The 23,171-nt window shown below is 53.9% G+C and carries 28 protein-coding genes; 18 read left to right on the plus strand and 10 right to left on the minus strand.

What is annotated here, in order from left to right; genetic code table 11:
* Positions 1 to 128: 128 nt before the first annotated feature.
* A complete protein-coding gene (locus tag H6G52_RS18460) occupies positions 129 to 632 on the minus strand; it encodes a transposase (protein WP_370567668.1) in 504 nt (167 codons plus the stop codon).
* Here H6G52_RS18460 and H6G52_RS18465 point away from each other — a divergent pair.
* Complete coding sequence (locus H6G52_RS18465; protein ID WP_242026191.1) at positions 584 to 862, plus strand: hypothetical protein; 279 nt, start codon at positions 584 to 586, stop codon at positions 860 to 862. The genes H6G52_RS18460 and H6G52_RS18465 overlap by 49 nt on opposite strands.
* Positions 863 to 1,040: 178 nt before the next feature.
* On the opposite strand, the gene acnB is transcribed toward H6G52_RS18465, so the two are convergent.
* On the minus strand, positions 1,041 to 3,632 hold the full coding sequence (gene acnB / locus H6G52_RS04120; RefSeq protein ID WP_190526650.1) for a bifunctional aconitate hydratase 2/2-methylisocitrate dehydratase: 2,592 nt from the start codon (positions 3,630 to 3,632) through the stop codon (positions 1,041 to 1,043).
* A 304-nt stretch (positions 3,633 to 3,936) separates the two neighbouring features.
* Between acnB and H6G52_RS04125 the strand changes: the two genes are divergently transcribed.
* The 8 genes from H6G52_RS04125 (at position 3,937) to H6G52_RS04160 (ending at position 8,043) form a co-directional block, all read left to right on the plus strand.
* On the plus strand, positions 3,937 to 5,085 hold the full coding sequence (locus tag H6G52_RS04125) for an AAA family ATPase (protein WP_190526652.1): 1,149 nt from the start codon (positions 3,937 to 3,939) through the stop codon (positions 5,083 to 5,085).
* A 2-nt stretch (positions 5,086 to 5,087) separates the two neighbouring features.
* A complete protein-coding gene (locus tag H6G52_RS04130) occupies positions 5,088 to 5,702 on the plus strand; it encodes a DUF4276 family protein (RefSeq protein WP_255508488.1) in 615 nt (204 codons plus the stop codon).
* 17 nt (positions 5,703 to 5,719) lie between these two features.
* Positions 5,720 to 5,953, plus strand: a complete 234-nt coding sequence (locus tag H6G52_RS04135) for a hypothetical protein (protein ID WP_190526656.1) — start codon at positions 5,720 to 5,722, stop codon at positions 5,951 to 5,953.
* Positions 5,953 to 6,366 carry a type II toxin-antitoxin system VapC family toxin gene (locus tag H6G52_RS04140; RefSeq protein ID WP_199312159.1) on the plus strand — a complete coding sequence of 138 codons (414 nt, stop codon included), beginning with the start codon at positions 5,953 to 5,955 and terminating at the stop codon, positions 6,364 to 6,366. Before H6G52_RS04135 ends, H6G52_RS04140 begins: the two co-directional genes overlap by 1 nt.
* Before the next feature lie 101 nt (positions 6,367 to 6,467).
* Positions 6,468 to 6,749 carry a hypothetical protein gene (locus H6G52_RS04145; RefSeq protein ID WP_190526660.1) on the plus strand — a complete coding sequence of 94 codons (282 nt, stop codon included), beginning with the start codon at positions 6,468 to 6,470 and terminating at the stop codon, positions 6,747 to 6,749.
* Between the two features lie 4 nt (positions 6,750 to 6,753).
* Complete coding sequence (locus H6G52_RS04150) at positions 6,754 to 7,173, plus strand: PIN domain-containing protein (protein WP_190526662.1); 420 nt, start codon at positions 6,754 to 6,756, stop codon at positions 7,171 to 7,173.
* 221 nt (positions 7,174 to 7,394) lie between these two features.
* The gene (locus tag H6G52_RS04155) at positions 7,395 to 7,688 is read left to right on the plus strand and encodes a hypothetical protein (RefSeq protein WP_190526664.1); all 294 of its coding nucleotides are present in this window, start codon (positions 7,395 to 7,397) and stop codon (positions 7,686 to 7,688) included.
* Positions 7,689 to 7,788: 100 nt separating this feature from the next.
* Positions 7,789 to 8,043 (plus strand): DUF29 family protein, encoded by a 255-nt coding sequence (locus H6G52_RS04160; RefSeq protein ID WP_190526666.1) that lies wholly within the window; start codon positions 7,789 to 7,791, stop codon positions 8,041 to 8,043.
* 164 nt (positions 8,044 to 8,207) lie between these two features.
* Here H6G52_RS04160 and H6G52_RS04165 read toward each other — a convergent pair whose 3' ends face one another.
* The 3 genes from H6G52_RS04165 to petC all read right to left on the minus strand — a co-directional run bounded on the left by H6G52_RS04165 (position 8,208) and on the right by petC (position 10,641).
* Complete coding sequence (locus H6G52_RS04165; RefSeq protein WP_190356318.1) at positions 8,208 to 9,152, minus strand: lysylphosphatidylglycerol synthase domain-containing protein; 945 nt, start codon at positions 9,150 to 9,152, stop codon at positions 8,208 to 8,210.
* Between the two features lie 174 nt (positions 9,153 to 9,326).
* The gene (locus tag H6G52_RS04170; protein WP_190526668.1) at positions 9,327 to 9,773 is read right to left on the minus strand and encodes a DUF2214 family protein; all 447 of its coding nucleotides are present in this window, start codon (positions 9,771 to 9,773) and stop codon (positions 9,327 to 9,329) included.
* A gap of 313 nt (positions 9,774 to 10,086) precedes the next feature.
* The gene (gene petC, locus H6G52_RS04175; RefSeq protein ID WP_190526670.1) at positions 10,087 to 10,641 is read right to left on the minus strand and encodes a cytochrome b6-f complex iron-sulfur subunit; all 555 of its coding nucleotides are present in this window, start codon (positions 10,639 to 10,641) and stop codon (positions 10,087 to 10,089) included.
* 389 nt (positions 10,642 to 11,030) lie between these two features.
* Here petC and H6G52_RS04180 point away from each other — a divergent pair, with 389 nt between their 5' ends.
* Positions 11,031 to 11,981 carry a GDP-L-fucose synthase gene (locus tag H6G52_RS04180; RefSeq protein WP_190526672.1) on the plus strand — a complete coding sequence of 317 codons (951 nt, stop codon included), beginning with the start codon at positions 11,031 to 11,033 and terminating at the stop codon, positions 11,979 to 11,981.
* A 133-nt stretch (positions 11,982 to 12,114) separates the two neighbouring features.
* On the plus strand, positions 12,115 to 12,417 hold the full coding sequence (locus H6G52_RS04185; RefSeq protein ID WP_099531504.1) for a YkvA family protein: 303 nt from the start codon (positions 12,115 to 12,117) through the stop codon (positions 12,415 to 12,417).
* 37 nt (positions 12,418 to 12,454) lie between these two features.
* Here the strand turns inward: H6G52_RS04185 and H6G52_RS04190 are convergent, their stop codons facing one another.
* Together H6G52_RS04190 and H6G52_RS04195 are read right to left on the minus strand one after the other, a co-directional pair.
* Complete coding sequence (locus H6G52_RS04190) at positions 12,455 to 12,889, minus strand: NUDIX domain-containing protein (protein ID WP_370567669.1); 435 nt, start codon at positions 12,887 to 12,889, stop codon at positions 12,455 to 12,457.
* A 118-nt stretch (positions 12,890 to 13,007) separates the two neighbouring features.
* A complete protein-coding gene (locus H6G52_RS04195) occupies positions 13,008 to 13,418 on the minus strand; it encodes a hypothetical protein (protein WP_190526676.1) in 411 nt (136 codons plus the stop codon).
* A gap of 234 nt (positions 13,419 to 13,652) precedes the next feature.
* Between H6G52_RS04195 and folD the strand changes: the two genes are divergently transcribed.
* The 3 genes from folD to H6G52_RS04210 all read left to right on the plus strand — a co-directional run bounded on the left by folD (position 13,653) and on the right by H6G52_RS04210 (position 16,625).
* Positions 13,653 to 14,519 (plus strand): bifunctional methylenetetrahydrofolate dehydrogenase/methenyltetrahydrofolate cyclohydrolase FolD, encoded by an 867-nt coding sequence (folD, locus tag H6G52_RS04200; protein ID WP_099531501.1) that lies wholly within the window; start codon positions 13,653 to 13,655, stop codon positions 14,517 to 14,519.
* Positions 14,520 to 15,058: 539 nt separating this feature from the next.
* Positions 15,059 to 15,976 carry a geranylgeranyl diphosphate synthase CrtE gene (crtE, locus tag H6G52_RS04205; RefSeq protein WP_099531518.1) on the plus strand — a complete coding sequence of 306 codons (918 nt, stop codon included), beginning with the start codon at positions 15,059 to 15,061 and terminating at the stop codon, positions 15,974 to 15,976.
* A 181-nt stretch (positions 15,977 to 16,157) separates the two neighbouring features.
* Complete coding sequence (locus H6G52_RS04210) at positions 16,158 to 16,625, plus strand: divergent PAP2 family protein (protein ID WP_099531500.1); 468 nt, start codon at positions 16,158 to 16,160, stop codon at positions 16,623 to 16,625.
* On the opposite strand, the gene H6G52_RS18715 is transcribed toward H6G52_RS04210, so the two are convergent.
* Positions 16,622 to 16,744, minus strand: a complete 123-nt coding sequence (locus H6G52_RS18715) for a hypothetical protein (RefSeq protein ID WP_255508489.1) — start codon at positions 16,742 to 16,744, stop codon at positions 16,622 to 16,624. The two genes, H6G52_RS04210 and H6G52_RS18715, sit on opposite strands and share 4 nt — an antisense overlap.
* Here H6G52_RS18715 and purB point away from each other — a divergent pair.
* Positions 16,743 to 18,038: an adenylosuccinate lyase gene (purB, locus tag H6G52_RS04215; RefSeq protein WP_099531499.1), complete on the plus strand. Its 1,296-nt coding sequence runs from the start codon at positions 16,743 to 16,745 to the stop codon at positions 18,036 to 18,038. The genes H6G52_RS18715 and purB overlap by 2 nt on opposite strands.
* A gap of 97 nt (positions 18,039 to 18,135) precedes the next feature.
* Positions 18,136 to 18,819, plus strand: coding sequence for a hypothetical protein (locus H6G52_RS04220; RefSeq protein WP_190526678.1), 684 nt, complete (start codon positions 18,136 to 18,138; stop codon positions 18,817 to 18,819).
* Positions 18,820 to 19,033: 214 nt separating this feature from the next.
* Here H6G52_RS04220 and htpG read toward each other — a convergent pair whose 3' ends face one another.
* Entirely contained in the window at positions 19,034 to 21,010 is a 1,977-nt protein-coding gene (htpG, locus tag H6G52_RS04225) for a molecular chaperone HtpG (RefSeq protein WP_190526680.1), read from the minus strand.
* A 94-nt stretch (positions 21,011 to 21,104) separates the two neighbouring features.
* A complete protein-coding gene (locus H6G52_RS04230; protein ID WP_242026193.1) occupies positions 21,105 to 22,232 on the minus strand; it encodes an FAD-binding oxidoreductase in 1,128 nt (375 codons plus the stop codon).
* A 184-nt stretch (positions 22,233 to 22,416) separates the two neighbouring features.
* Here H6G52_RS04230 and H6G52_RS04235 point away from each other — a divergent pair, with 184 nt between their 5' ends.
* Positions 22,417 to 22,830 (plus strand): XisH family protein, encoded by a 414-nt coding sequence (locus tag H6G52_RS04235; RefSeq protein WP_190526682.1) that lies wholly within the window; start codon positions 22,417 to 22,419, stop codon positions 22,828 to 22,830.
* Positions 22,818 to 23,153, plus strand: a complete 336-nt coding sequence (locus tag H6G52_RS04240; RefSeq protein ID WP_190526684.1) for a XisI protein — start codon at positions 22,818 to 22,820, stop codon at positions 23,151 to 23,153. The genes H6G52_RS04235 and H6G52_RS04240 overlap by 13 nt, the downstream gene beginning before the upstream one ends.
* Positions 23,154 to 23,171 lie beyond the last annotated feature (18 nt).

The following is a 23,171-nucleotide window of genomic DNA, read 5'->3' on the forward strand; positions in this document are numbered from 1 at the left end:
GCAGCGCCGACGCAAATCAGGATTGGCATCGGAGTAGGGGCGACTACGAGCCATGGCTCAAGCATCTCTAGGATCGATGGCTACAGCTTAACTTCCTTAAGTTGAAGCCAGTGTACGGCGGTACGCCCCTACGGGGGATGATTTTTGGGGATGTTGTTGGGATGTAGGGAATCGGTTGACCACGATCGCGGATTATTTTCAATGTAATCTCGAATATGGTTCAGCATTCGATAGTCCCACACGATCGACTCATAATAATTCCGTTGCCAAACCGGTGTTCCTGGTGCATTCCGGTATTGGTTGATGCGTTTGGTGGTCGCCGCTTTGAAACCGGCAATTACAGATCCCAGCGATCGCGCCGGCCGCCGTAACTGACTTTTGCCTAGCACACTGTCATCAACCGATTCACCGTCATCACTTGGTGATTGCGTTTGCACGATCGGGCGATCAAACCACAACAACCCATGAAAATGATTGGGCATGATCACCCAAGCATCAGGTTTTAGCTCATCCCGAATTTTAAAACTTCGTAACCATTCATTCCTGACGATCATTCCCAATTCGTTCAGAACGGTTTTGTCCTGTGAGATTGTTCCAAATAAACATTCCCGTTGATAGCAACAAAGGGTCACGAAATAAACGGCAGGCTGCGAATAATCAAACCCTTTTAATCGGATCGATCGCCGATGATGAATCGCCGGGTTATACGCCATCTTTCAACGCCCGATCAACACAATTTTCGATCCAAAAACCCACATTCTCCGTAGGGGCGCATCGCCATGCGCCCTCCGGTACGCAAGATCCCAAAACACAGGTTAAACCTATCAAACCCGGCATCGCCATGCGCTGGATTATCGTTTAGATCGCTCGGCCCTGGCGGAGGGCGTACGGCGGTACGCCCCTACGATCCATGAATTTTGATTCAATCCGGCATCGCCATGCGCCCTCCGGTACGCAAGATCCCAAACCCCAACGCTCGCCGTTTCAATCGATCGGCCCTGGCGGAGGGCGTACGGCGGTACGCCCCTACCGGAGATTAATTAACGGCCGGCGCTGACTAGGACTTTTTCTTGGTCTTCCTTCGAGACCGATCGCCCTTGATCCTCAAAGCCATCGATCTGATCGAAGTTGAGGTAGCGGTACAAATCACCCGCCAGCGGATCGATCTTGCCCTTCACCACTTCCAGGTATTCCTCGCGGCTGGGAATCCGACCCAACAGGGCACAGACCGCCGCCAACTCCGCCGAGCCTAGGTAGACCCGCGCGCCCTTGCCCATCCGGTTGTTGAAGTTGCGCGTCGAGGTCGAAAACACGGTGGTGTTGTCTTCCACGCGGGCTTGGTTGCCCATGCAGAGCGAACAACCGGGCATTTCCAACCGACAGCCGGCCGCCTCGAAGATCTCGTAGTAGCCTTCCTGACGCAGCATTTCTTCATCCATCCGCGTCGGCGGGCAGATCCAGAGACGCGCCTTGGCTTTGCCGGCCCCTTCGAGGACTTTGGCGGCGGCGCGGAAGTGACCGATGTTGGTCATGCAGGAACCGATGAACACCTCTTGTACCGGGTCGCCCACGCAATCGGACAGGGTTTTGATGTTGTCCGGGTCGTTGGGCGCGGCCACCAGGGGTTCCACCAGTTGATCCAGATCCACTTCGATGATGTCGGCGTATTCCGCATCCGCATCGGCGGTCATCAGGGAGGGGTTCGCCAACCAGGCTTCCATCTGGGCAATCCGGCGGGCGATCGTCCGGGCATCTTCGTAGCCCCGGGCGATCATGTTTTTCAGCAGGGTGACGTTCGATCGCAGGTATTCCGACACGGTTTCCACGCTCAGGGCGATCGTGCAACCGGCGGCCGATCGCTCCGCCGTCGCATCGGTCAGCTCAAAGGCCTGCTCCAGCTTCAGATCCGGCAGCCCTTCCATTTCGATGATCTTGCCGGAATAGATGTTCTGCTTGTTCTCCTTCGCCACGGTCAGCTTGCCTTGCTGAATCGCCACGTAAGGAATCGCGTTCACCACATCCCGCAGGGTCACGCCCGGTTGCAGGCTGCCTTTGAACCGCACCAGGATCGACTCCGGCATATCCAAGGGCATCACGCCCAAGGCCGCCGCAAAGGCCACCAACCCGGAACCCGCCGGGAAGGAAATGCCCAGGGGGAAACGGGTGTGGGAGTCGCCGCCCGTACCCACCGTGTCCGGCATCAGCATCCGGTTTAGCCAGGAGTGAATGATTCCGTCGCCGGGGCGCAGGGCCACGCCGCCGCGCTGGGCGATGAAGTCCGGCAATTCCGCATGGGTCTTCAGATCCACAGGCTTGGGATAGGCCGCTGTGTGGCAGAAGCTCTGCATCACCAGATCCGCGCTGAAACCGAGGCAAGCCAGCTCCTTTAGCTCGTCGCGGGTCATGGGGCCCGTGGTGTCTTGGGAACCCACGGTGGTCATGCGCGGTTCGCAGGACGTGCCGGGGCGCACGCCGGGCAGACCGCAGGCCTTGCCGACCATCTTTTGGGCCAGGGTGAAGCCTTTGCCGGTGTCGGCGGGGGCAGTGGGGCGCACGAACAGGGTGCTGGGTTCCATCCCGAGGGCTTCGCGGGTTTTGTCCGTCAAGCTACGACCGATCAGCAGCGGAATCCGACCGCCGGCCCGCACCTCATCGACGATCGTGTCGGGCTTCAGGCTGAAGGTGCTGATCACCTCGCCCGCTTCGTTGGTGATTTCGCCCTTGTAGGGATAGATCGTGATCACGTCACCCGTGTTCATTTGGGCCACGTCGCACTCGATCGGCAGGGCCCCGGAATCTTCCGCCGTGTTGAAGAAAATCGGCGCAATCTTGCCGCCCAAAATCACGCCGCCAGCCCGCTTGTTGGGGATGTGGGGAATGTCGTCGCCGATGTGCCACAGGACGGAGTTGATCGCCGATTTGCGCGAAGACCCCGTACCGACCACGTCACCCACATAGGCGATCGGGTGGCCCTTGGCCTTCAGCTCCGGCAACAGGCCCAGGGCTTCCGGCATCTTGGTTTCCAGCATGGCCAAGGCGTGCAGCGGAATATCGGGGCGGGTGGTGGCGTGGGTGGCGGGCGAAAGGTCATCGGTGTTGGTTTCGCCGGGCACTTTCAGCACCGTGACGGTGATCGCTTCGGCCAGCTTGGGCTTGCTGATGAACCAAGCGGCGTTGGCCCAAGCGTCGATCGTCTGTTTGGCGTAGGGGTTGCGCTCCGACAGTTCCAGCACGTCGTTGAACGCATCAAAGGCCAACGTAATTTTGCTGAGGGCGGTGGCGGCGGCTTGGGCGATGCCCGCGTCCTTCGCTTTCAGCAAACTGACCAGGGATTGCACGTTGTAGCCACCGACCATTTGCCCGAGGATGGCGACTGCACCTTGGGGGGTGATCAGGGGGCTGGTGGTTTCTCCTTGGGAGATCGCGGTCAGGAACGACGCTTTCACATAGGCCGCCTCATCCACACCGGGGGGCACGCGATCGCACAGCAAGTGCATCAAAAATTCTGCTTCCCCAGCGGGCGGGGTTTCCAGCAGCTTACACAGATCACTGGTTTGGGCGGCATCGAGGGGCAAGGGGGGGATGCCCAGTTGACCGCGTTCTGCAACCTGTTGGCGATAAGCTTCGAGCATGGTGTGTTCTGTCTCCTGCGAGCGCTGTAGCGTGGATGCCGAGCATCGGCGATCGTGCTTAACAGTCTAGGATCGCGAGGGACATTTCCTGGCGCTGTAGCGGTTGCACCAATCACCAATCTGGGTTCATTACTGGCTCATAACATTAGATCTATGCACTCTACTAGCCTAGGCTAACAACATGCCCCATATCTAAACCAATACCATGTTGCCAACATTGATTGCCCAACTCGACTCTGTTCAATCATTTGCTCCTATGAAAGCTATGCTAGATTGTGATTGATCGTCTTGATATAAAAGTAAAATGTTAATTACACACCTCAAGCTAAAAAATTGGCGCAACTTCAAGTCAGTTGATGTAGATCTACGAGATCGTGTATTTGTAGTTGGCCCCAATGCCTGCGGAAAATCAAACTTACTAGATGCATTAAGATTTTTAAGAGATATTGCAAAAGATGGCGGCGGATTACAGAAAGCGATTCGAGATCGTAAGGGGCTTTCAAAAATTCGTTGCCTTGCAGCTCGCCGCCACCCAGATGTTGAACTAGAAATACATCTGTCAGAAGCTCTAGGAGATTCGCCAACGTTTAAATACGCGCTGGGAATCCAGCAGAAAAAAGGTGGTGATAATTCACCTCAAATTGCCTATGAACGTGTCTGGAAAGACGGACAACAAATTTTAGATCGCCCTAATCAAGATGATAAGAGAGATGCTGTCAGATTACGTGAAACTTACTTGGAACAAGTTAACTCTAATTTTGAATTTCGTGAGATACAAGCATTCCTGAATTCAATTTTATATTTACATCTCATTCCTCAGCTTTTGCGACATCCTGATGCATTTCAGGGTAATGCCCTACAAGATGATCCATTTGGTAGAAGCTTCTTGGACAGGATTATTAAAACATCTGAACGAACACGACGATCTCGTCTCAAAAAAATTGAAGGGGCGCTGAAAATCGCTTTACCGCAATTGAAACAACTTCAAGATGTTAAAGATGAAATGGGTGTGCCACATCTGGAAGCGCTTTATGAGCACTGGAGACCTAACGCAGGAAAGCAACAGGAGGATCAGTTTTCAGATGGGACGCTAAGGCTTATAGGCCTACTGTGGTCTTTATTAGAGGGAAATTCGCTACTTCTTCTAGAGGAGCCTGAACTATCGCTCCATTCAGCAATCAATGCCAAATTACCTGCATTAATTGAACAACTTCAGAAAGGTAAACGTCGCCAAATTTTTATTAGCACCCACAGCAGTGATCTACTATCCGATCCAGGAATTGGTGGAGAAGAGGTTCTCTTACTCACCCCGCGGCCAGAAGGCACTCAGGTAGAAGTTGCATCTTCATTGGAAGACATCAAGCCATTGCTAAGTGCAGGACTAAGCATCGCAGATACTGTGTTGCCGAAAACCAAACCTACACATATTGATCAACTAGACTTTCTCAAGTAAATATGATCTTCGTCAATATCGCAGTGGAGGATGATCTGAGTGAGATTGTTTTAAGAAAGATCTTGGAACAGTCTGAATCTCAATTCAGTATCATGAACTGTCTCAAGCAGAATGGATCTGGTTTTCTGCGAAAGAATGCTGTTAAGTTTAATACCGCTGCCCAATCTATACCCTTTATTGTGCTCACTGATTTAGATCAGAAACAATGTCCTGTGCTTCTGATCAAAGAATGGCTTGGTGAAACCAAAAGACATCGCAATTTTTTACTACGCATTGCTGTACATGAAATAGAGTCTTGGGTTATGGCTGACCGAAGCGCTTTGGCTAAATTTTTGCAGATTAGTGATGATAACTTCTTGCAAAATCCTGACGATATAGGAGATCCTAAACGCTTTTTATTAAACGTTGTCAGTAAAAAATGTCGTAAGCGTAGTCTAAAAGAAGCTTTGCTGCCATTACCAGGATCAACAGCAACGCAAGGAAGAGGTTACAACTTGGTCTTAGGCGATTTTATTAGGAATAGTTGGCGCACTAGCTATGCAGTGGAATCTTCACCTAGCTTGAGACGAGCTACTGCTGCCATAAACCAACTAGCTGATCTTAATCAACTGAAATAAACAGGGAGCGATCGAGCATGGTGACATGGCAAAGCCTGAGCAAACAAGCCGAACAACTCTCCTGGCGCGATCGCCTCGCCCTGATTTGGCAGCTAGTGCGATCGCTCCTGGGGCGATCAGTCCAACCTGTTCCTACTTTCTGGGAACGCCTTCAACAGTGGCGCAGCACCATTGATTGGGACTCTTGGAGTGACGATGATCCCTGGGCTGACGTGCGCGATCGCGACCCAGGGCGAGATGTAACCTTGTGATGCTGCGTTTTTTACTCGACACCAATATTATTTCTGAGCTACAACGACCCAACCCTAATCGTGGCGTTGTTGATCGCGTAGCAAAACATCATCACCAATCCGCTATTTCTGCAATTACTTGGCACGAACTGAACTTTGGTTGCGATCGCCTACCACCCTCTAATCGCCGTAATCAATTGCGATCATATCTTGCACAGATTGCCGAAACTCTGACAATTTTGCCTTATGACCAAGCTGCTGCATCCTGGCACGCTCAAGAACGCTCACGATTGGCAAGTCTCGGTTTAACACCTGCCTTCGCAGACGGACAAATTGCAGCCATTGCAGCGACCTGTCAACTCATATTGGTTACGAGAAATTTGCAGGATTTCCAGAACTTCAATAACTTAACTCTTGAAAATTGGTTTGATTAGTTGTTAAGTTTTGACCCTATCTGAAACCCTTGGAGTATGAACTCAGTGATCTCCTTATCATTGATGTCATTACTAAACTACAGAACAGGAGGCGATCGAGCATGGTGACGTGGCAGAGCCTGAGCAAACAAGCCGAACAACTCTCCTGGCGCGATCGCCTCGCCCTGATTTGGCAGCTAGTGCGATCGCTCCTGGGGCGATCGGCTCAGTCCGTTACCAACATCGAGCCATCATCAGCCGAACCCAAAACCGTCGCTGAATTACTCGATGGTCAGATGGGAGTAGTTTCTCTCAATTTCCAAAAACCTGAAGAGTCAACTACTGATATTTGGCTAGAAAAGCACATGAAAATTCGTGAGACTGCGGGTAAACCTTGGGAGTAATTCAGTGACACTCGCTGACGCTTCGTTCTTAATTGCCCTCATTGATCAGAGCGATCCTTATCATCAAACCTGCCGCACTTGTGCCACTCAAGTTCGCGCACCGCTAGTTACGACTTGGCCTTGCTTTACCGAAGCCATGCACCTCCTGCAACGTGGTGGTGGATGGCCAGCCCAAGCCTATCTGTGGGGCTATGTTGAAACTGGAGCTGTCACCTTCCACTTCAATGATTCTGCGGAGCAACTGAGGATGCGATCGCTGATGGCACAGTATCGGGATTTACCCATGGATTTAGCCGACGCTTCATTAGTAGCAGCAGCAGAAGTTCGTCAGAAAACCACAATTTGCACACTTGATCGGGATTTTTACGTTTACCGTTTACCAGGCGGTCAAGCTTTTTCTGTGCTACCAAACTTATTAACTTAGCAATGCTAATACTCGATTCAGTCCACACCCCAACAATTCCATGATAGTCAAACTAGCATTTAGGAAAGGACTAGCGGTGGTGGCAGAAGACAGCCTGAGTAAGTAAGCCGAACAACTCTCTTGGCGCGAGATTGCTCCGCAAGGCTATCACCAACGCCTCACCCTGATTTGGCAGCCAGTGCTTTTACCAATCTAGAGTTCCAACTAATCCAGTGATCCTGATGTCTACTCCTTCCCGTGACCTCACCCTTATTGTTCCCGAACCGATCGCCGAGCGCCTTGCCCAACTCGGTTGGACAAGCGATCGCTCACTAGTTTTGGGTGATCATTGGCAGTGGCTCGCCAATGGTTTGCTATGGCTATTGACACGAGTGTTAGGAAAGATAGAACCCAAGGCGATCGCTGAACCAGAAAACCTAGATTTTTCTGCCGACAACTTTCGACAATCCTGGGAGCAAGCCACAACTGGAGCAACTCTGCCGTTGTCTGAGCTGTTTGATAGACATCTACTCTAAATCAGATCAAAGTAATACTAGCTCCGAAGAAATTCGCCAAATCATCAATAACTTTTTAAATAATGTGGAACACTGAGACAAAAGAAGAGGGCTAGAAATAGTGACATGGCAAAGCCTAAGCAAACAAGCCGAACAACTCTCCTGGCGCGAGATTGCTCCGCAAGGCTATCACCAACGCCTCGCCCTGATTTGGCAGCTAGTGCGATCGCTCCTGGAAGGAACCATGGCAGCTTATGCCGACGCTCGCACCAAAGCACAAGCTGAAACTGGTTTGCCGATCGCCCTGTTTCCCGCTGAGTTGCCCTTCACATGGGAACAGGCAATGACCCAAGACCTTACATCAGAGGCTGTTTGAAAAATTAGGAGAGAGTATCCAATTTCGCCAATTGCCCCAACATCAGGCCAATGTTGGTTAAAGGAATCATCGTCTCTGAATGTAAGGGCTAATGCTCTTTGACTTGCTTCGCCGGTTTGCAAACAGCCTCCAAAGGGAGACCAAGTTCAGCCTTCAGTTAAGTGTTAATTCGATTCAGAGGCTTCTGATTCCCGAGATTCAGATTCCCCAGTCCAAATTTGTTCGGCAGGAGGCGTTAACCACCAGGCCAAGCCACCCAAGCCGGTTTCCGCCAGCACACTCACCAATCGATAGCTGGCCACGCTGGCTAACAGAGCCGCTGGATTGACGATCGACCCCAACAGGGCGATCGCCGCCGCTTCAAAAACCCCAACCCCGCCGGGCGCACCGGGCACGACCAATCCCAACAACCAGGCCAACCCAAACCCACTGGCCAACCGAGGCAAATCCAGAGGATTAATGGCACTAAAGGCCGCCAGAGCTGCCAAAAAGCCCGCGCCCCGCCACAACAAAAAGCCCGTTTCCCCCAACAACGGCCCGATCGGGTATTGGCTCAGTTGGGCCGGTTGGTGATGGGGGTTGCTGTCGGTGGTTTGCAGTTTGCGGCGACCCAACCGTTGCAGCAGGGGATTCAAAATGCGGGGATGCACCGCCGCCAGCACTCCGATCGCTAGGGCTAACTGCACTCCCCACCAAGCCCGATCGCTCGCCAAAACCCCCAGCAGCAAAGCCGCCACCGCCATCAGCAACGGCTCCAGCAACACACTGGCCGCCGCCACTGGCCAAGCCACGCCCACCCGGCCCGCCGCCCGAATGCGACCGTAAAAATGCCAAACATTCCCCGGCAAATACTTGGCCACATTGGTCACCAGATAGGTGCGCAGTACCCAGCCACGCGGGGCCGATCGCCCAAAGGCCTGCAACAGCCAGCCCCACACCACCGCTGACCACAAGTGCGCCGCCGCCGTCAGCCCCAACGACAGGGCCAACCAGCCCCACCCTTGGATGGTTAACCGCAAGGTGGCAACTTCCGCTGCCCGATCGAGCAGTGTTTTCAGCAAAAAAGCGAGGACGAGTCCCAAGACCAGCCAGCGGCCAAATTTCTTCAAAGGGGTTTAACCAAAAATTGAGATTGCCATCAACAAGATAGCTACCCAATAGCCGTTAAATGGCCCCCAATCAGACTTGCATGGGCGATCACAACCCGATCGCAATCCTTGAGGCATTCGATCGCCATACCCAATGAAACACTGCCTGAAGCATAGCGGTCTAGGCACTGACGGTTACGCGCTGCGGGCCAGGAGTGCCGCCAACAACGGAAGACTGATCCAGCCCACCAGCTCAATCCGAATTAGCCAAGAGAGCCACCGAAATTGTGTTTGACCCAGTTGGGGAACCTTGCCTTCTCGCAAACTGCCAATCCAAGACACAAAGGAAATGGTTGGATAAATCGACAAAGCCCCGACCAAGAGAAATAGGCCAACTTTGGTATAGAAAATGGGGTTGCCAAGGTAATAGTCAGCACCCTTGCCAAAGTAAAGAACCCGCAACGCTCCGGTGAATAAAACCAGAGAAGCGGAGATGCCGTAGATCACGTCAGCAATCAGAATTCGCCAGGCTTCCGCGATCAAGAGTTCTTTTTTGAGAGTCAGCAGTTCCACAGCCACAGCCCCAAAGGCCAACATGAAGCTGAGGTAATGGAAATAAGCAGTAATTGCGCTGGGCCACATGGTGATGGGAGAGAGTGTTCAAAGGGCAGGAACAGGACGTTTCAATCAAAACAATCAAGCGCGATCGACCCAGGCCAATATTGATCCAGACCAATGCCGAGGGGATGAGCCGAGGTGATCATTCCCCTCAGCCAATGGCGATCAAAATCAATCAGGATCCATCAAGATTTATCAAGGCCGATCAAGAGTAATTTGTGACCTATGGTGACCCATGGTGACCGGATAGCGATCGAAGTTTGGCCCTTTGCTGGGAATGGAGTTGAACCATCGCAGCAAAATTTTAGGTGAACCGGTGCTCGACTTTGAGAAGACGCTAGATCCACCAGGGCTTTTCGTCAGTGCGCGGGTCAGCTTCAGTCCAGGGGGTGAGAGCGATGTGGTCACCCAAAATAGTCACTTGCACAATTTTGAGAGGCAAGGGAGCCGGCCCGCGCAATACGCTGCCATCGGCCGCATACCGAGAGCCGTGGCAGGGACATTGGAACTCTAAATCATTGGGATTCCAGGGGAAGGTGCAGCCTAGGTGTGTGCAGGAGTTGACTAGTCCGATCGGGTCGAGCTGTTGGGCTTCGTTCACCACCAAATAAGTTGGCTCCCCGGCCAACCCAGCCACCAGGGCCCGGCTCCCCGGTGGCTCTGCCAAGACTTGTGCCGCTGGAATCAGGTTCCCCAAGCTGTCTTTGGCCAAAACGCCACCGTTGTCGCCCAGGCTTTCGCGAGGTGGAATCAGGAACTGGCCGGCGGGATAGAGCACGGAACTGGCCGTGGTGGCCACAGCAGCGCCAGTGAGGAAGTTCAGAAAACGCCGCCGGGAGGGGGAAGGAGGATCAAGCGGCGGATCAACATTAAGCGGCAGACTGTGATCCATGATGATGAGTCCAGTTAGATATACACCTCTTAATATAGCTAAATAACTATTTAGTTGTTAATCAAATTACCAAAACACCAAAACAAAACTCTAATTTTCGGGTCAGGTTTCAAAAATTGCGGTTGGTAGGCTGTTTTTGGACGAATTGACGAATGACTGAGGGTAGATTGCCGATTGCTTGTCCAATTGAGTAAGCCGGTGAAGGCAGGTGTCGGATCGGGTGGGGCTGTTCCAAAATGGGGTTTTCTGGGTGTTTCGCATTGGTTGCGGGGCCGGAAAAATCAGAAACCGAGGGCGATCGCACCTTGGCGATCCCAATTTGCGGCACTTGCGGCCAGTTTCGACCCCGATTTTCCCCACGTTTTTAAGGTGAACAGCAGGTAAACAGCATGAGCAACACCCCGATCGACTTGAGTAATAAGACCATTTTGGTGACCGGCGGCGCGGGTTTTCTAGGCAAGCAGGTGGTGCAACAGTTGGTGGCGGCGGGGGCGAATCCTGAAAAAATTACGATTCCCCGATCGCGCGATTGCGACTTGCGGCAATGGGCGGCCTGTGAGACGGCTGTGGCAGGTCAGCAGGTGGTGATTCACCTGGCGGCCCACGTGGGCGGCATTGGCCTGAACCGCGAAAAACCGGCCGAGCTGTTTTACGACAATTTGATGATGGGTACGCAATTGATCCATGCGGCCTATCAAGCGGGAGTGGAGAAGTTTGTTTGTGTGGGAACGATTTGCGCCTATCCCAAATTCACGCCCGTGCCGTTTAAGGAATCTGATCTTTGGGAGGGCTATCCCGAGGAAACCAATGCGCCCTACGGGGTGGCGAAAAAGGCGCTGTTGGTGCAACTTCAGGCCTATCGAGATCAGTATGGCTTCAATGGCATTTATCTATTGCCGGTGAATTTGTATGGGCCGGAAGACAATTTCGATCCGGGTAGCTCCCATGTAATTCCAGCGCTGATTCGCAAGGTGCATGAGGCACAACAACGGGGCGATCGACAGATTCCGGTTTGGGGCGATGGCAGCCCCACGCGGGAGTTTTTGTATTCCACCGATGCGGCAGCGGGCATTGTTTTGGGGGCACAGTTGCTGAACAGCTCGGAGCCGGTGAATTTGGGAACGGGTCGGGAAATTTCGATTCGCGATTTGATTGAGCTGATTTGCCAATTGATGGGCTACGACGGGGAGTTGGTTTGGGAAACGGACAAACCCAACGGCCAGCCACGCCGCTGTTTGGACACGACGCGGGCCAAGGAACTGTTTGGGTTTGAGGCGCAAACGAGTTTTGAGGATGGGCTGCGCCAAACGATCGACTGGTATCGCGCCCATGCGGTTTAGGGGGCGATCGGGGGGCAATTGCTGAACTGGCTGAGGGGTGCGGGTTTCGCGATCGAGCGGTGGGGTCGTCACCCTCGACGCTGCCCGATCGCCCCTGTCAAGATGAGAGGCAATCACGCGGCAGGATAGCGCCATGAATATCTCCCCCAGCGCCCTTTACGGTTGGTATCGCGACACGATTCGGAACCCGAAATATCGCCTCTGGATTGTGGCGGGCACGCTGGTGTATCTCCTCAGCCCGATCGATATTGCGCCGGACTTTCTGCCGATCGCGGGTCAACTGGATGATTTGGCGATCGTGACCTTGCTGATTGCAGAGCTGTCGCAAATCGCGATCGAGTGGTTTAAAAATCGCCCCACGGTGAAGTCCGCTCCGGCGGCCACGGTGGCTGACTCGACGGTGGATGTGAACGCCGTCAAGATGGACGGCCAATAATGGAATGATCAGTAATGATCGGTTGCCTCAATTCCCCTTAGTCATCGAGCCAGAGAGCTGGGTCTTGATGCAGGGCCAACAGGATCGATCGATGGGGTGTGCCGATCGGGCGCATCTGTTGCAAACGGGGCGACCAACATTCTCCCGCTTCCAAGTCGGCGATCGTGCCCCAAGCCAAATCCTGCCCTTCGTTTAATTCCAGCTCCGTGAGCGGCACGGTGAGCAATCCGTGAAAGAAAAAATGCTGCCGGCCGCTGTCTTGCAAGGTCGATCGAAACGGACTTAACCGGGGCGGCACAAAGCCAATTTCCTCTTGCAGTTCCCGCCGCAGACCTGCTTCGGGAGCTTCGCCGGCCTCCAGGTGTCCGCCAAACAGGCCCCAGTGACCGGGATAGAGAATGTGGGGAAAATCATCCCGCAGTTGCAACAGGAATCGATCGCGCGAGGGAGGATAGAGCAAAGCAAGGGCCACGGCTTCTATTCCTGATCTCGTTCCTGTTTCGGCCTCTGGGGATGAACTGTCCCTGTTTGACTCAGATCCTGATTGGGATCTGGAGCTTGAGCCGGGGTCTGATGGACACATGGCTAATTTAAGGCTCCTCGATCGCGTAAATTTCGCCCATCTCCTGCTGTCCCACTTGGATCGGTTGATAGCGAAGGGAGGTCTTGAGTTTCACCACTTGCCCTAGCTCAAGCTCGGTTCGATCGCCCTGAGACAGCACCCAAATCCAGCCCGTTGGATCTTCAATTCGGTAAATGCGGCCGTCGAGCAGGGGTACTCGTTCGACGGCTTTGCCTTGGATATAGACTGATCGCCCATTGAGCGATGCAGCCGGTTGTTGTTTCAACTCCCCGATTGCAACGGTTGGCGTGCAGCCCACCATTAACCAGGTGAACCCCAGAACGAACCCATGCCACCCCTTGTTTTTTTGTCCTTTTAGCCGTGGTGGGACGGGTGGAGCCAAACGCCGCAACATCTGAGACATGAGCTGCTGAGACATTGCCGGTATGGTGATTTTCAATCAGATCCTGTTGCTCGTTATGGTTGCGCAATCGGGCCCTCAGTGACCACGATTCTTAACTTTAACTTTTGCATTGGCTGCTTCATGGGTTTTCACATGGGTTGACGAAATCGTTGAGGTACGGAAAATCCTTTAGATTTTGACGCTGAAATGGTCAAAACGCATGATCAATTCTCTACAGTTTGAAGCGTTCTTCATAGAATTTCTCCCCTCATGACTGCGCGCCTGCTGGACGGAAAAGCCCTTGCCGAGAAAATTCAAGATCGCCTGAAGGTGGAAATTGCGGAACTCCAGCCCGATCGGGGCCGTGCGCCTGGCCTAGCCGTGTTGATGGTCGGGGACAATCCCGCCAGCGCCGCCTATGTCCGCAACAAAGAACGGGCCTGCGAACGTTTGGGCATGGTCTCCTTTGGTCAGCACCTGCCCGCCACGGCCACCCAAGCGGAACTAACCGCCATCATTCATCAGCTCAATGCCGATCCGAACGTGGATGGCATTTTGGTGCAACTGCCTTTGCCGGACGGGCTGGATGGCAACGCCCTGCTGTTGGAAATTGACCCCGACAAGGATGCCGATGGGTTACACCCGGCCAATTTGGGGCGGTTGGTGCGAGGTGAGCCTTGTCTGCGCAGTTGCACCCCGGCCGGCGTGATGGAAATTTTGCGAGATGGGGGCATTGATCCGGCTGGCAAAAAGGCCGTGGTGGTGGGGCGCAGCATTTTGGTGGGCAAGCCGATCGCCCTGATGCTGCTGGAAGCCAATGCCACGGTGACGATCGCCCATTCGCGCACCCCGGACTTGGCGGCCGTTTGCCGAGAAGCCGATATTTTAGTGGCGGCGGTGGGACGGCCCCTGATGATTGGCCCGGACTACATCAAGCCGGGCGCGACAGTGATTGATGTGGGGATTAATCGAATTACCGATCAGACCGGCAAGAGCAAGCTGGTGGGGGATGTGGATTTCGATCGCCTGTTGGATGTGGCCGGCGCAATCACGCCGGTTCCGGGTGGCGTGGGGCCAATGACGGTGACCATGCTGTTGGCCAACACCGTGGAGAGCTATCGTCGCCGCCTGGCCTAGCTGTCCTGACTAATCATCCCGACTAAGTTATCCCGACTAATTGTCCCGATCGCACTCAGGGAATCTTCTGCATCTGAATGCTCTGGATCGGGGCTTTCTTCATCCAACCGGCTGGATTGAGATTTCCTTTGTCCAGCCGGCTGGATTGAACCGACTGAGGATCTTTGGGAATAGGTCAGAGATCCTCTCGATCGCTGCGGTGGATCCAGCCGGAATAGGTTGATGAGTATCAGTTCAATGAGCGTTAATCAACGGTTTGCAAAGGTTCACAAAATTACTGGAATGGCCTGGAAATTCGCTCGAAATCAGCCCTAAATTCACGCAAAATCTGACGAAATCTGATCAGAATCTGGTCTGTCCCCTCGGGGCGATCCCCTCAGGCGGTACAATGCCCCTCAAACCAACTTCTGACGGTGGTGGTTGTGGTTCAGCGGTTGTTTTGCTAGGCCAAAAGCGCACCGTAACCAGGCCGGATTCCGCCTGTGGCGGCGATCGGGTTCGGTAAGGAAGATTTCTTGCTGTTCTGTTGTGCTTGTCCCATGACCGCTAGCGCGCCTACTGCTCCCTCGACGGGCTTTGATCTCAAAGGCTATCTTCGCGAACGCCAAGCTTTGGTTGAGGCCGCCCTCGATCGATCGATCTCGGTGGTCTATCCCGAAACCGTTTATGAGTCGATGCGCTATTCCCTGATGGCGGGGGGCAAGCGGTTGCGACCGATTCTGTGTCTGGCGGCCTGTGAGCTGGTGGGTGGGGCGATCGAATCGGCCATGCCCACGGCCTGTGCCCTGGAGATGGTTCACACCATGTCGCTGATTCATGACGATTTGCCGTCCATGGATAACGACGATTTTCGGCGCGGCAAACCCACGAACCACAAGGTTTATGGGGAACCGGTGGCGATTTTGGCCGGGGATGGGCTGTTGGCCTATGCCTTTGAATTTGTGGCAACCCAAACCCAAGGCGTGCCGGCCGATCGAGTGGTGCGGGCGATCGCCCTGTTAGGAAAATCCGTTGGGGCCGCCGGCCTGGTGGGTGGTCAAGTGGTAGACCTGGCCAGCGAAGGCAACCCGAACATTTCCCTCGACACCCTGCACTTTATCCATCGCCACAAAACCGCAGCCCTGTTGGAAGCCTGTGTGACCACCGGGGCCACGATTGCCGGAGCCGATGAAGCCACCGTGGGCAAACTGGCGCAATATGCCCAGGACATTGGTTTAGCTTTTCAGATTGTGGATGACATCCTCGATGTGACTGCCACCACGGAGGAGCTGGGCAAAACCGCCGGTAAGGATTCCGCCGTGGAAAAAGCCACTTTCCCGAAACTCTATGGCTTGGATCGATCGCGCGAAATGGCCAAGGAATTGATCGATCGCGCCAAGGCCAGCTTGAACGAATTCGGCGCGGCCGCGGCCCCTTTGCAAGCCCTGGCCGACTACATCGTCAGCCGCAAAAACTAGCAACCACGAGGGCGATCGGCTCCGGTTTCCCGTCCAACCCCCGCTAGACAAGGGGCTTAAGCCCCTTGTCCCGTTGTCGGATCCACCCTTGCTCCGGCCACCGGATTCGCTCCTTTGGATCTGGCCCTCGCGATCGCTTCCTCACCCACCGTCCCCAACTCGATCGCCCCCCGCTCGACCCATGGACGACTTTAGTCACATTCTCGATAACCGCATTCTCTTGGTTTCCTTGGGATCTTGCATCCTGGCCCAGGCGATCAAACTCGTGGTGGAACTTGCTCGCCAGCGTAAGTTTGACGTGCGCACCCTGGTGACCACGGGTGGAATGCCCAGCGCCCACTCTGCCCTCGTGGCCGCCCTGGCCACGGGCATCGGCCAAACCGTCGGCTGGAGCAGCATTGAATTTGCCATGGCCACCATCTTCGCGATCATCGTCATGTACGATGCCGCCGGGGTGCGCCGGGCCGCGGGCAAACAGGCCGCCGTCTTGAACCAAATCATTGATGAGTTTTTTGAAGGCGACCACCAACTCAGTGAAGAACGCCTGAAGGAACTGCTGGGCCACACACCGTTTCAGGTGATTGTGGGTTGTGGCCTCGGGATTGCCTGTTCCCTGCTGCTGGTTCCGAGTATCGCGATCGGGAGCTAATCGGGAGCTAAACGGGGCGATCGCTCCAGAAATCCCATTCGGGCGCGATCGCCAAAACCCGGTACAATGACTCGGTTAATCTCTTCACGGTGTTCTGGAAACATCGACAAGACAGGCATGATCGACCGCTACACGCTGCCTGAGATGGGCAATCTCTGGACGGACGCATATAAGCTGCAAACCTGGCTGCAAGTGGAAATTGCGGTTTGCGAAGCCCAAGCAGAACTGGGATATATCCCTGCCGAAGCCGTCGAAGAGATCAAAGCGAAAGCTAACTTTGACCCCCAGCGCGTTCTGGAAATTGAAGCGGAAGTGCATCATGACATGATCGCCTTCCTGACCAATGTGAATGAGTACGTGGGCGACGCGGGTCGCTACATTCACCTGGGCTTGACCAGTTCCGATGTGTTGGACACGGCGTTGGCCCTGCAATTGGTGGCCAGCATCGATACGCTGCTCAAGCGGGTGGAATCGCTGATCCAAGCCCTGCGCTACCAAGCCCAGGAACACCGCAACACGATTTGTATTGGCCGCAGCCACGGCATCCACGCGGAGCCGATGACCTTTGGTTTCAAGCTGGCGGGCTGGCTGGCGGAAATGTTGCGCAACCGCGATCGGCTCGTGCAACTGCGCGATCGGGTGGCTGTGGGCAAAATTTCCGGCGCAGTGGGAACCTATGCCAACATCGATCCGCGCGTGGAATCCTTGGCCTGTAAGCTGCTGAATCTGGAACCGGACACGGCTTCCACTCAGGTAATCTCGCGCGATCGCCATGCGGAATATGTGCAGACCTTCGCGCTGGTGGCGGCTTCCTTGGAGCGATTCGCCGTGGAAATCCGCAACCTGCAACGTACCGACGTGCTGGAAGTGGAGGAATTTTTCGCCAAGGGTCAAAAAGGCTCCTCGGCCATGCCCCACAAGCGCAACCCGGTGCGATCGGAACGGATTACCGGGATGGCACGGGTGATTCGCGGCCACGCCGTGGCGGCCCTGGAAAACGTGGCCCTCTGGCATGAGCGGGACATTTCCCACAGTTCCGTGGAGCGGACAATTCTGCCCGACTCGTCAATTCTGCTGCACTTTATGGTGGTGGAAATGACCAACTTGGTGAAGAACCTGTTGGTTTATCCCGAAAACATGAAGCGCAACATGAACTGCTATGGCGGTGTGGTGTTCAGCCAAAAGGTGCTGCTGGCCCTGGTGAAAAAAGGCTTGACTCGCGAGGATGCCTACGCGGCCGTGCAAGGCTGTGCGCACCAAGCTTGGAACAATGAAAGTGGCGATTTCTATAAGCTCATTTGCCAAGATGCCACGGTGAAATCCCTCCTATCCCAAGAGGAAATTGATGAGTGCTTTGATCCGCAACAGCACTTACGCAACTTGGATGTGATTTATCAACGTTTGGGCATCTAAATTCCCCGTTTGGAAATGTTGAACCTAATCGATCGAGACCATTGCCTACCGGCTCCGGTCTCGATTTTGGTTTGGGCAATTTTGAGCTTGATCGCCCATGATGGAAGCGATCGCGTTGAGGTTGGGGGGCGCAATGGATCTGGAAAACTGGTTAACCTACGGAGCCATGGGATTAGCGGCGGCGATCGCCCCGGTTTGGTGGTGGGTGGCCACCTCGGCGGGCAGTCAGGCGGCGGCGATTGTGGCGGCGGGTTTCGGCGGGGCGATCGCGCTGTTGGTGTTGCTGTGGTGGTGGCTGCGACAGCGGCGATCGGCTAGCTACGGGTCGTATCCTTTGAATTACCGTTCGAGTTCTTCTGGATCGAGTCGATCGACCCTTCACAACCCGATCGATTCCCTGCCCATTAATCAGGATCAGGTGATTGATGCGGTGGGCGAGGCGGCTGAGATTGTGGTGAATGAGGCGATCGAAGAGTTAGCTGAAATCGCGAGCCAACAGATTCAGGATTGGATTGAGGAGCAGACCGCCGAACCAGAGCCGATCGCGGCGGAGTCGGGTAATTTTGCAGATATTTTTGAGGCAGCAGAATCAGCGACTGATCATGGCGGGGCGATCGAGTCTAACAGCTCCAGCGACTATTCCAGCAGTGATTCCGGCAGTGATTCTAGTTGGAGTTCCAGCGACTATTCGAGCGATAGTTCCAGCGATTATTCCAGCAGTTCCAGTGATTACTCCAGCAGCGATTCCAGTAGCGATTCTGGCTGGAGTTCCAGCGATTAATGCTGGTCTAAATTGATCGACTTTCCCAAAATTCGTGATGAAAAATTGCGAGAGCCCATAACGATCCTCACCTACAAAAAATGATTTCCAGGTAGGGGCGCAACGCCTTGCGCCCTCCGAGAACGTTGATTCGTTGATGCCCCATCAAAAACCCCCGCGATCGAACTAGGCGATCGCGGGGGTGATTCAACTAACAACAACCAAGAAACCGAATCTATTGCTTGGTCAATTGGGTCAGCACTTGGTTCGATCGCGACACAAACGACTTCATGCCATCCGCATCAAAGCCCTTTTGCGCCATCAACGCTAGGTCATAAATGTGGTTGCAAAGCATCTTGCCCAGTTCGGCGGCCGGCGATTGGCTGCCATCAGCCAGGGCGATCGAACCGCCACTCAGGCTCAACAGATTTTCCACCAGCGGGTGCGACGAATTCACCAGCAACACATGGGTATCGGGGAAGCTAGCAGCCTTGCCCTCAAACATCGCTGTCATGTCTTGAATTCGGCGCATCGCTTCTGGCAACAACACCATGGCCGGCGGTGCAGATTCTTCCGCTTTCAGGGCTTCCACGCGCACGGTAACGCTTGGTTTGCCCAGGGCTTCTTCAAACAGCTTCTTGATCCGATCGCTGCGGGTTTCGTTGGTGTTGGGGTCAACAATTTCCGCCTCTTTCTTAGAGGAATCCAGCAGCGCTTCATCGAGTTCCGAATCCACCCGCGAGAACTTTACCTCGGAATATTCCCGCTCCAAGAAACTGACGAAGTGCGTGTCAATGAACGAGTCCAGGAACAGCACTTCTAGACCCTGGCTCTTGTGCAATTCCACATAGGTGGCTTGGGAAGCCGGATCGGTGCAATAGAACACGCGATTTTCGTGTTTTTCTTTGTTTCGCTCCAGGTATTCCTTCAGGGTGGTGTAGTAGAACCCGTTAGCATCTTTGGCTTCTTGGGTTTCGGCGGGGTTCGACCAAGCATCGCCTTCTTCCGTTTGCACTTCCACCTGAACTGCGTCACTACCGCTGCCCAGTTCAGCTGTGGTGCGATAGATCAAAATGTCTTCGACTTGCTTCTTGAACTTGTCATCGTTCAAGGAGCCAAACTTGACAAACGTGCCCAAATCTTGCCAGCAACGAATGTATTCGGGCAGGTCGCTGCGGTAGAGATCCTTCAGTTGATCGCCGACTTTTTTGGCAATGTAGTTGGCAATTTGGCGAACGGTGCGATCGGCTTGCAAGTAGCTGCGCGACACGTTCAAGGGAATGTCGGTGCTGTCGATTACGCCGCGCAGGGGCAACAGGAATTTGGGGATAACTTCTTCGCAGTTATCGCTGACAAACACCTGATTGCAGAACAGTTTGATATCGCCCTTGGTGGGGTCAACGTCCGGTTTTAGTTTCGGAAAATAGAGAATCCCGTTGATCACAAAGGGATAGTCGGTGTTCAGATGAATCCACAGCAGCGGCTCATCTTGGAAGGGGTAGAGATAGCGATAAAACTCCAGGTAGTCTTCCTTGGTCAGGTTGCTGGGCGACTCTTTCCAAGGGGCTTTTTGGCGGTTGATTTGTTCCCCGTTCAGCTCGATCGGGTAGGGCATGAAGTCGCAGAACTTCTTCACCAAACCGCGAATCCGCGCCTCTTCCAGATACTCGGCTTCTTCTTCGAGTAGGGTGAGGGTAATCGTTGTGCCGCGCTCGGTGCGATCGCTCGCGTTGATTTCAAATTCCGTGGAACCATCGCAAGTCCAATGCACGGCCTGCGCACCCTCCTGGTAGGAGAGGGTATCGATTTCCACGGTGCTGGAGACCATGAATGCCGAATAGAACCCCAAGCCAAAGTGGCCGATGATGTTCTGATCGGAATTCTTGAATTTCTCGACGAATTCTTCGGCGCTGGAGAAGGCGACTTGGTTAATGTATTTCTCGATTTCGTCGGCGGTCATGCCGATGCCGGTGTCGGTAATCGAGAGCTTTTTGTTGTCTTTATCAAGAGCGATCGTGATTTTCGGTTCACCCACATCGGCGCTGGTTTCGCCCATCATGGCGATCGCCCGCAGCTTAGAAATCGCATCCACGGCGTTGGAAATCAACTCCCGCAGGAAGATTTCATGCTCCGAGTAGAGCCACTTTTTGATAATCGGAAAAATATTTTCGGTGTGAACCGTGATATTGCCTTTCTTTAGCACGCTGCTCATAGGAAACGGCTGGTTGGTGTAGGGAATTGGGACGGCCCTAGGCTAGCGCGATCGCCCTGTGATCTGAAATTTCGGATTTCCCTACCCGCTCGGTTTAGGGGCTGCTTTGGGCGATCGCCTCGCGGATCAATTGCGCCGTGGCCGGAGCCAGCAACACGCCGTTGCGATAGTGGCCGGTCGCCAGCCAACTGTTGGCGTTCAGCGGCTCAATCACTGGAGCCGATCGCTCCACCGGGCGCGGCCGCAACCCCGACCAAGTTTCGACCATTTCCGCTTGGGCGAGGGCGGGAACCAGGTCGATCGCCCCTTGCCAAACCGCATCCCACTCGGCCCCATCGGCTACAGGCGGCTCGGCCCCGGCGGGAAACTCCACCGTCGCCCCCACCCAATAGTCCCCGCCACCGAGGGGCACGATATGGATGTCGTTACCCGTCAGCACCGGCTCCGGGCGATCGCTCAGGGGGCGCGGCAACCGCAACCGCTGGGCCTGACCCAACACCGGCTGCAACTTCAGGGGCTTGGCCGCATCCGGGGCGATCGCCCGGGCCAGATCCGCCGACCCCAACCCAGCCGCCACCACCAGCCGATCACAGGCCAGCTCTCCCGCCGTGGTGGTCAGGCTAACGACCCGATCGCCCGCCGTCTGCACACCCGTGATCTGGGCTGGGGCGATCGTTGCCCCCCGTTTCACCGCCGCTTCTCGCAAAGCCACCGTCAAGGCCAGTGGCTGTACCTGCCAATCCTGGGGCGAAAAGATCCCAAAGGCGACCCCATCCATGGCGGCTAAATTCACCGCCGGGAAGCGATCGAGCACCGCTGAAGCTGACAGCAATTCCAGCTCAAATCCCTGAGATTTCCGCAACGCCGCCAAGGCATCCCAACCGGGGCGATCGGCTTCCGTAAACACCAGCTTCAGAATGCCGTTTGAATTGTGGGGAATGGGGCGATCGAGCAAGGTTTCCAGGTCTTGAATCAGGTGTGGATAACGTTGAATACTGTCACGCCGCAGGTTCCAAGCGCGCCCCTTCGTTTTCTTGCTGATTGCACCCATCAACACGCCCAGTGCGGCCCCCGTGGAGGTGGGGCGATCGGGGAGCAACGGCGACGCGATCGCCTGGGGATCGATCAGCGTGATTTGCCAGTCCGGCTGCCCACTCAGTTCGTAGGCAATCATCGCCCCCACCACACCCCCACCCGCGATCGCAATCCTCATCCGCGACATCCTCAACCACCCCAAAAACTGGTTATCATCATAATGTCGATTAAGTTTTCCTTGGAAAGAGACTCGTGAGCATCGCTAAAAGCTGATTCTCAAAATCGTATTGTATCAACACCAACTACTTTTCAGAAATCACTTCTTGGCAAAATTGATCGCTATCTACATTTTAAAGAATAAAGATTCATAAATGGCTAAGGATATTTATCATAACACCGTGCGAGTCGCTCTCGAAAAAGATGGTTGGGTGATTACAGATGATCCACTGGTTTTGCAAATTGGTAAACGATCAACTTACATTGACCTAGGTGCTGAAAAGCTGTTAACTGCTGACAAGGCAGGAAAACAAATCGCAGTTGAAATCAAGAGCTTTTTAAGTCGATCACCAGTGAAAGATCTAGAAGCCGCCTTAGGTCAATATGTTTTATATCAAGGAATTATGGACTTTAAGTCTATTCAACGATCACTATATTTGGCAGTTCGCGACGATATTTACTGGAGTTTATTTTCTGAGCCTATTGGTCAAATCTTTCTTGAAAATCGTCAGCTTAGCCTAATTGTCTTCGACCCAGTAACGGAGGAAATCGTCAAATGGATACATTGATTAAGTTGGATCAAGTTATTGAATCAGTTTTGCAGCAAGCTGCTGATACTCTTTCTGGCCATGAGAACGGGAATTCTCAAATTATCATTGATGCAGATCGCAAGAATTTTGTGCTCATTATGTTGGGTTGGGAAGGACACCGACGAATCCATGATTGTCTAGTTCATATTCAAGTAATAGATGACAAAATCTGGATTCAATATGATGGTACTGAAGACAGCATCACCGAAAACTTAGAAGCAGCCGGAATTCCGAAAAATCAAATTGTTTTAGCATTTTATCCTGAGCATGTTCGCGTACACACGGGTTATGCGATCGCTTGATTTGCAAGATTTTGAGAT

Origin of the sequence: Limnothrix sp. FACHB-881, from assembly GCF_014698135.1 — a bacterium.
Lineage (GTDB): Bacteria > Cyanobacteriota > Cyanobacteriia > CACIAM-69d > CACIAM-69d > CACIAM-69d.

Excerpts from the sequence above, each read along its gene's own strand:
- acnB (WP_190526650.1), bottom strand. The coding sequence starts at position 3,632 with ATGCTCGAAGCTTATCGCCAACAGGTTGCAGAACGCGGTCAACTGGGC.
- H6G52_RS04230 (WP_242026193.1), bottom strand. The coding sequence starts at position 22,232 with ATGTCGCGGATGAGGATTGCGATCGCGGGTGGGGGTGTGGTGGGGGCG.
- H6G52_RS04195 (WP_190526676.1), bottom strand. The coding sequence starts at position 13,418 with ATGTCTCAGCAGCTCATGTCTCAGATGTTGCGGCGTTTGGCTCCACCC.
- H6G52_RS04135 (WP_190526656.1), top strand. The coding sequence starts at position 5,720 with ATGGTGACATGGCAAAGCCTGAGCAAACAAGCCGAACAACTCTCCTGG.
- H6G52_RS18715 (WP_255508489.1), bottom strand. The coding sequence starts at position 16,744 with ATGCCTGTCTTGTCGATGTTTCCAGAACACCGTGAAGAGATTAACCGA.
- H6G52_RS04185 (WP_099531504.1), top strand. The coding sequence starts at position 12,115 with ATGAATATCTCCCCCAGCGCCCTTTACGGTTGGTATCGCGACACGATT.
- H6G52_RS04240 (WP_190526684.1), top strand. The coding sequence starts at position 22,818 with ATGGATACATTGATTAAGTTGGATCAAGTTATTGAATCAGTTTTGCAG.
- H6G52_RS04220 (WP_190526678.1), top strand. The coding sequence starts at position 18,136 with ATGATGGAAGCGATCGCGTTGAGGTTGGGGGGCGCAATGGATCTGGAA.
- crtE (WP_099531518.1), top strand. The coding sequence starts at position 15,059 with ATGACCGCTAGCGCGCCTACTGCTCCCTCGACGGGCTTTGATCTCAAA.
- purB (WP_099531499.1), top strand. The coding sequence starts at position 16,743 with ATGATCGACCGCTACACGCTGCCTGAGATGGGCAATCTCTGGACGGAC.
- H6G52_RS04170 (WP_190526668.1), bottom strand. The coding sequence starts at position 9,773 with ATGTGGCCCAGCGCAATTACTGCTTATTTCCATTACCTCAGCTTCATG.
- H6G52_RS04130 (WP_255508488.1), top strand. The coding sequence starts at position 5,088 with ATGATCTTCGTCAATATCGCAGTGGAGGATGATCTGAGTGAGATTGTT.
- folD (WP_099531501.1), top strand. The coding sequence starts at position 13,653 with ATGACTGCGCGCCTGCTGGACGGAAAAGCCCTTGCCGAGAAAATTCAA.
- H6G52_RS04125 (WP_190526652.1), top strand. The coding sequence starts at position 3,937 with ATGTTAATTACACACCTCAAGCTAAAAAATTGGCGCAACTTCAAGTCA.
- H6G52_RS04180 (WP_190526672.1), top strand. The coding sequence starts at position 11,031 with ATGAGCAACACCCCGATCGACTTGAGTAATAAGACCATTTTGGTGACC.
- H6G52_RS04210 (WP_099531500.1), top strand. The coding sequence starts at position 16,158 with ATGGACGACTTTAGTCACATTCTCGATAACCGCATTCTCTTGGTTTCC.
- H6G52_RS04235 (WP_190526682.1), top strand. The coding sequence starts at position 22,417 with ATGGCTAAGGATATTTATCATAACACCGTGCGAGTCGCTCTCGAAAAA.
- H6G52_RS04155 (WP_190526664.1), top strand. The coding sequence starts at position 7,395 with ATGTCTACTCCTTCCCGTGACCTCACCCTTATTGTTCCCGAACCGATC.
- htpG (WP_190526680.1), bottom strand. The coding sequence starts at position 21,010 with ATGAGCAGCGTGCTAAAGAAAGGCAATATCACGGTTCACACCGAAAAT.
- petC (WP_190526670.1), bottom strand. The coding sequence starts at position 10,641 with ATGGATCACAGTCTGCCGCTTAATGTTGATCCGCCGCTTGATCCTCCT.
- H6G52_RS04145 (WP_190526660.1), top strand. The coding sequence starts at position 6,468 with ATGGTGACGTGGCAGAGCCTGAGCAAACAAGCCGAACAACTCTCCTGG.
- H6G52_RS04140 (WP_199312159.1), top strand. The coding sequence starts at position 5,953 with ATGCTGCGTTTTTTACTCGACACCAATATTATTTCTGAGCTACAACGA.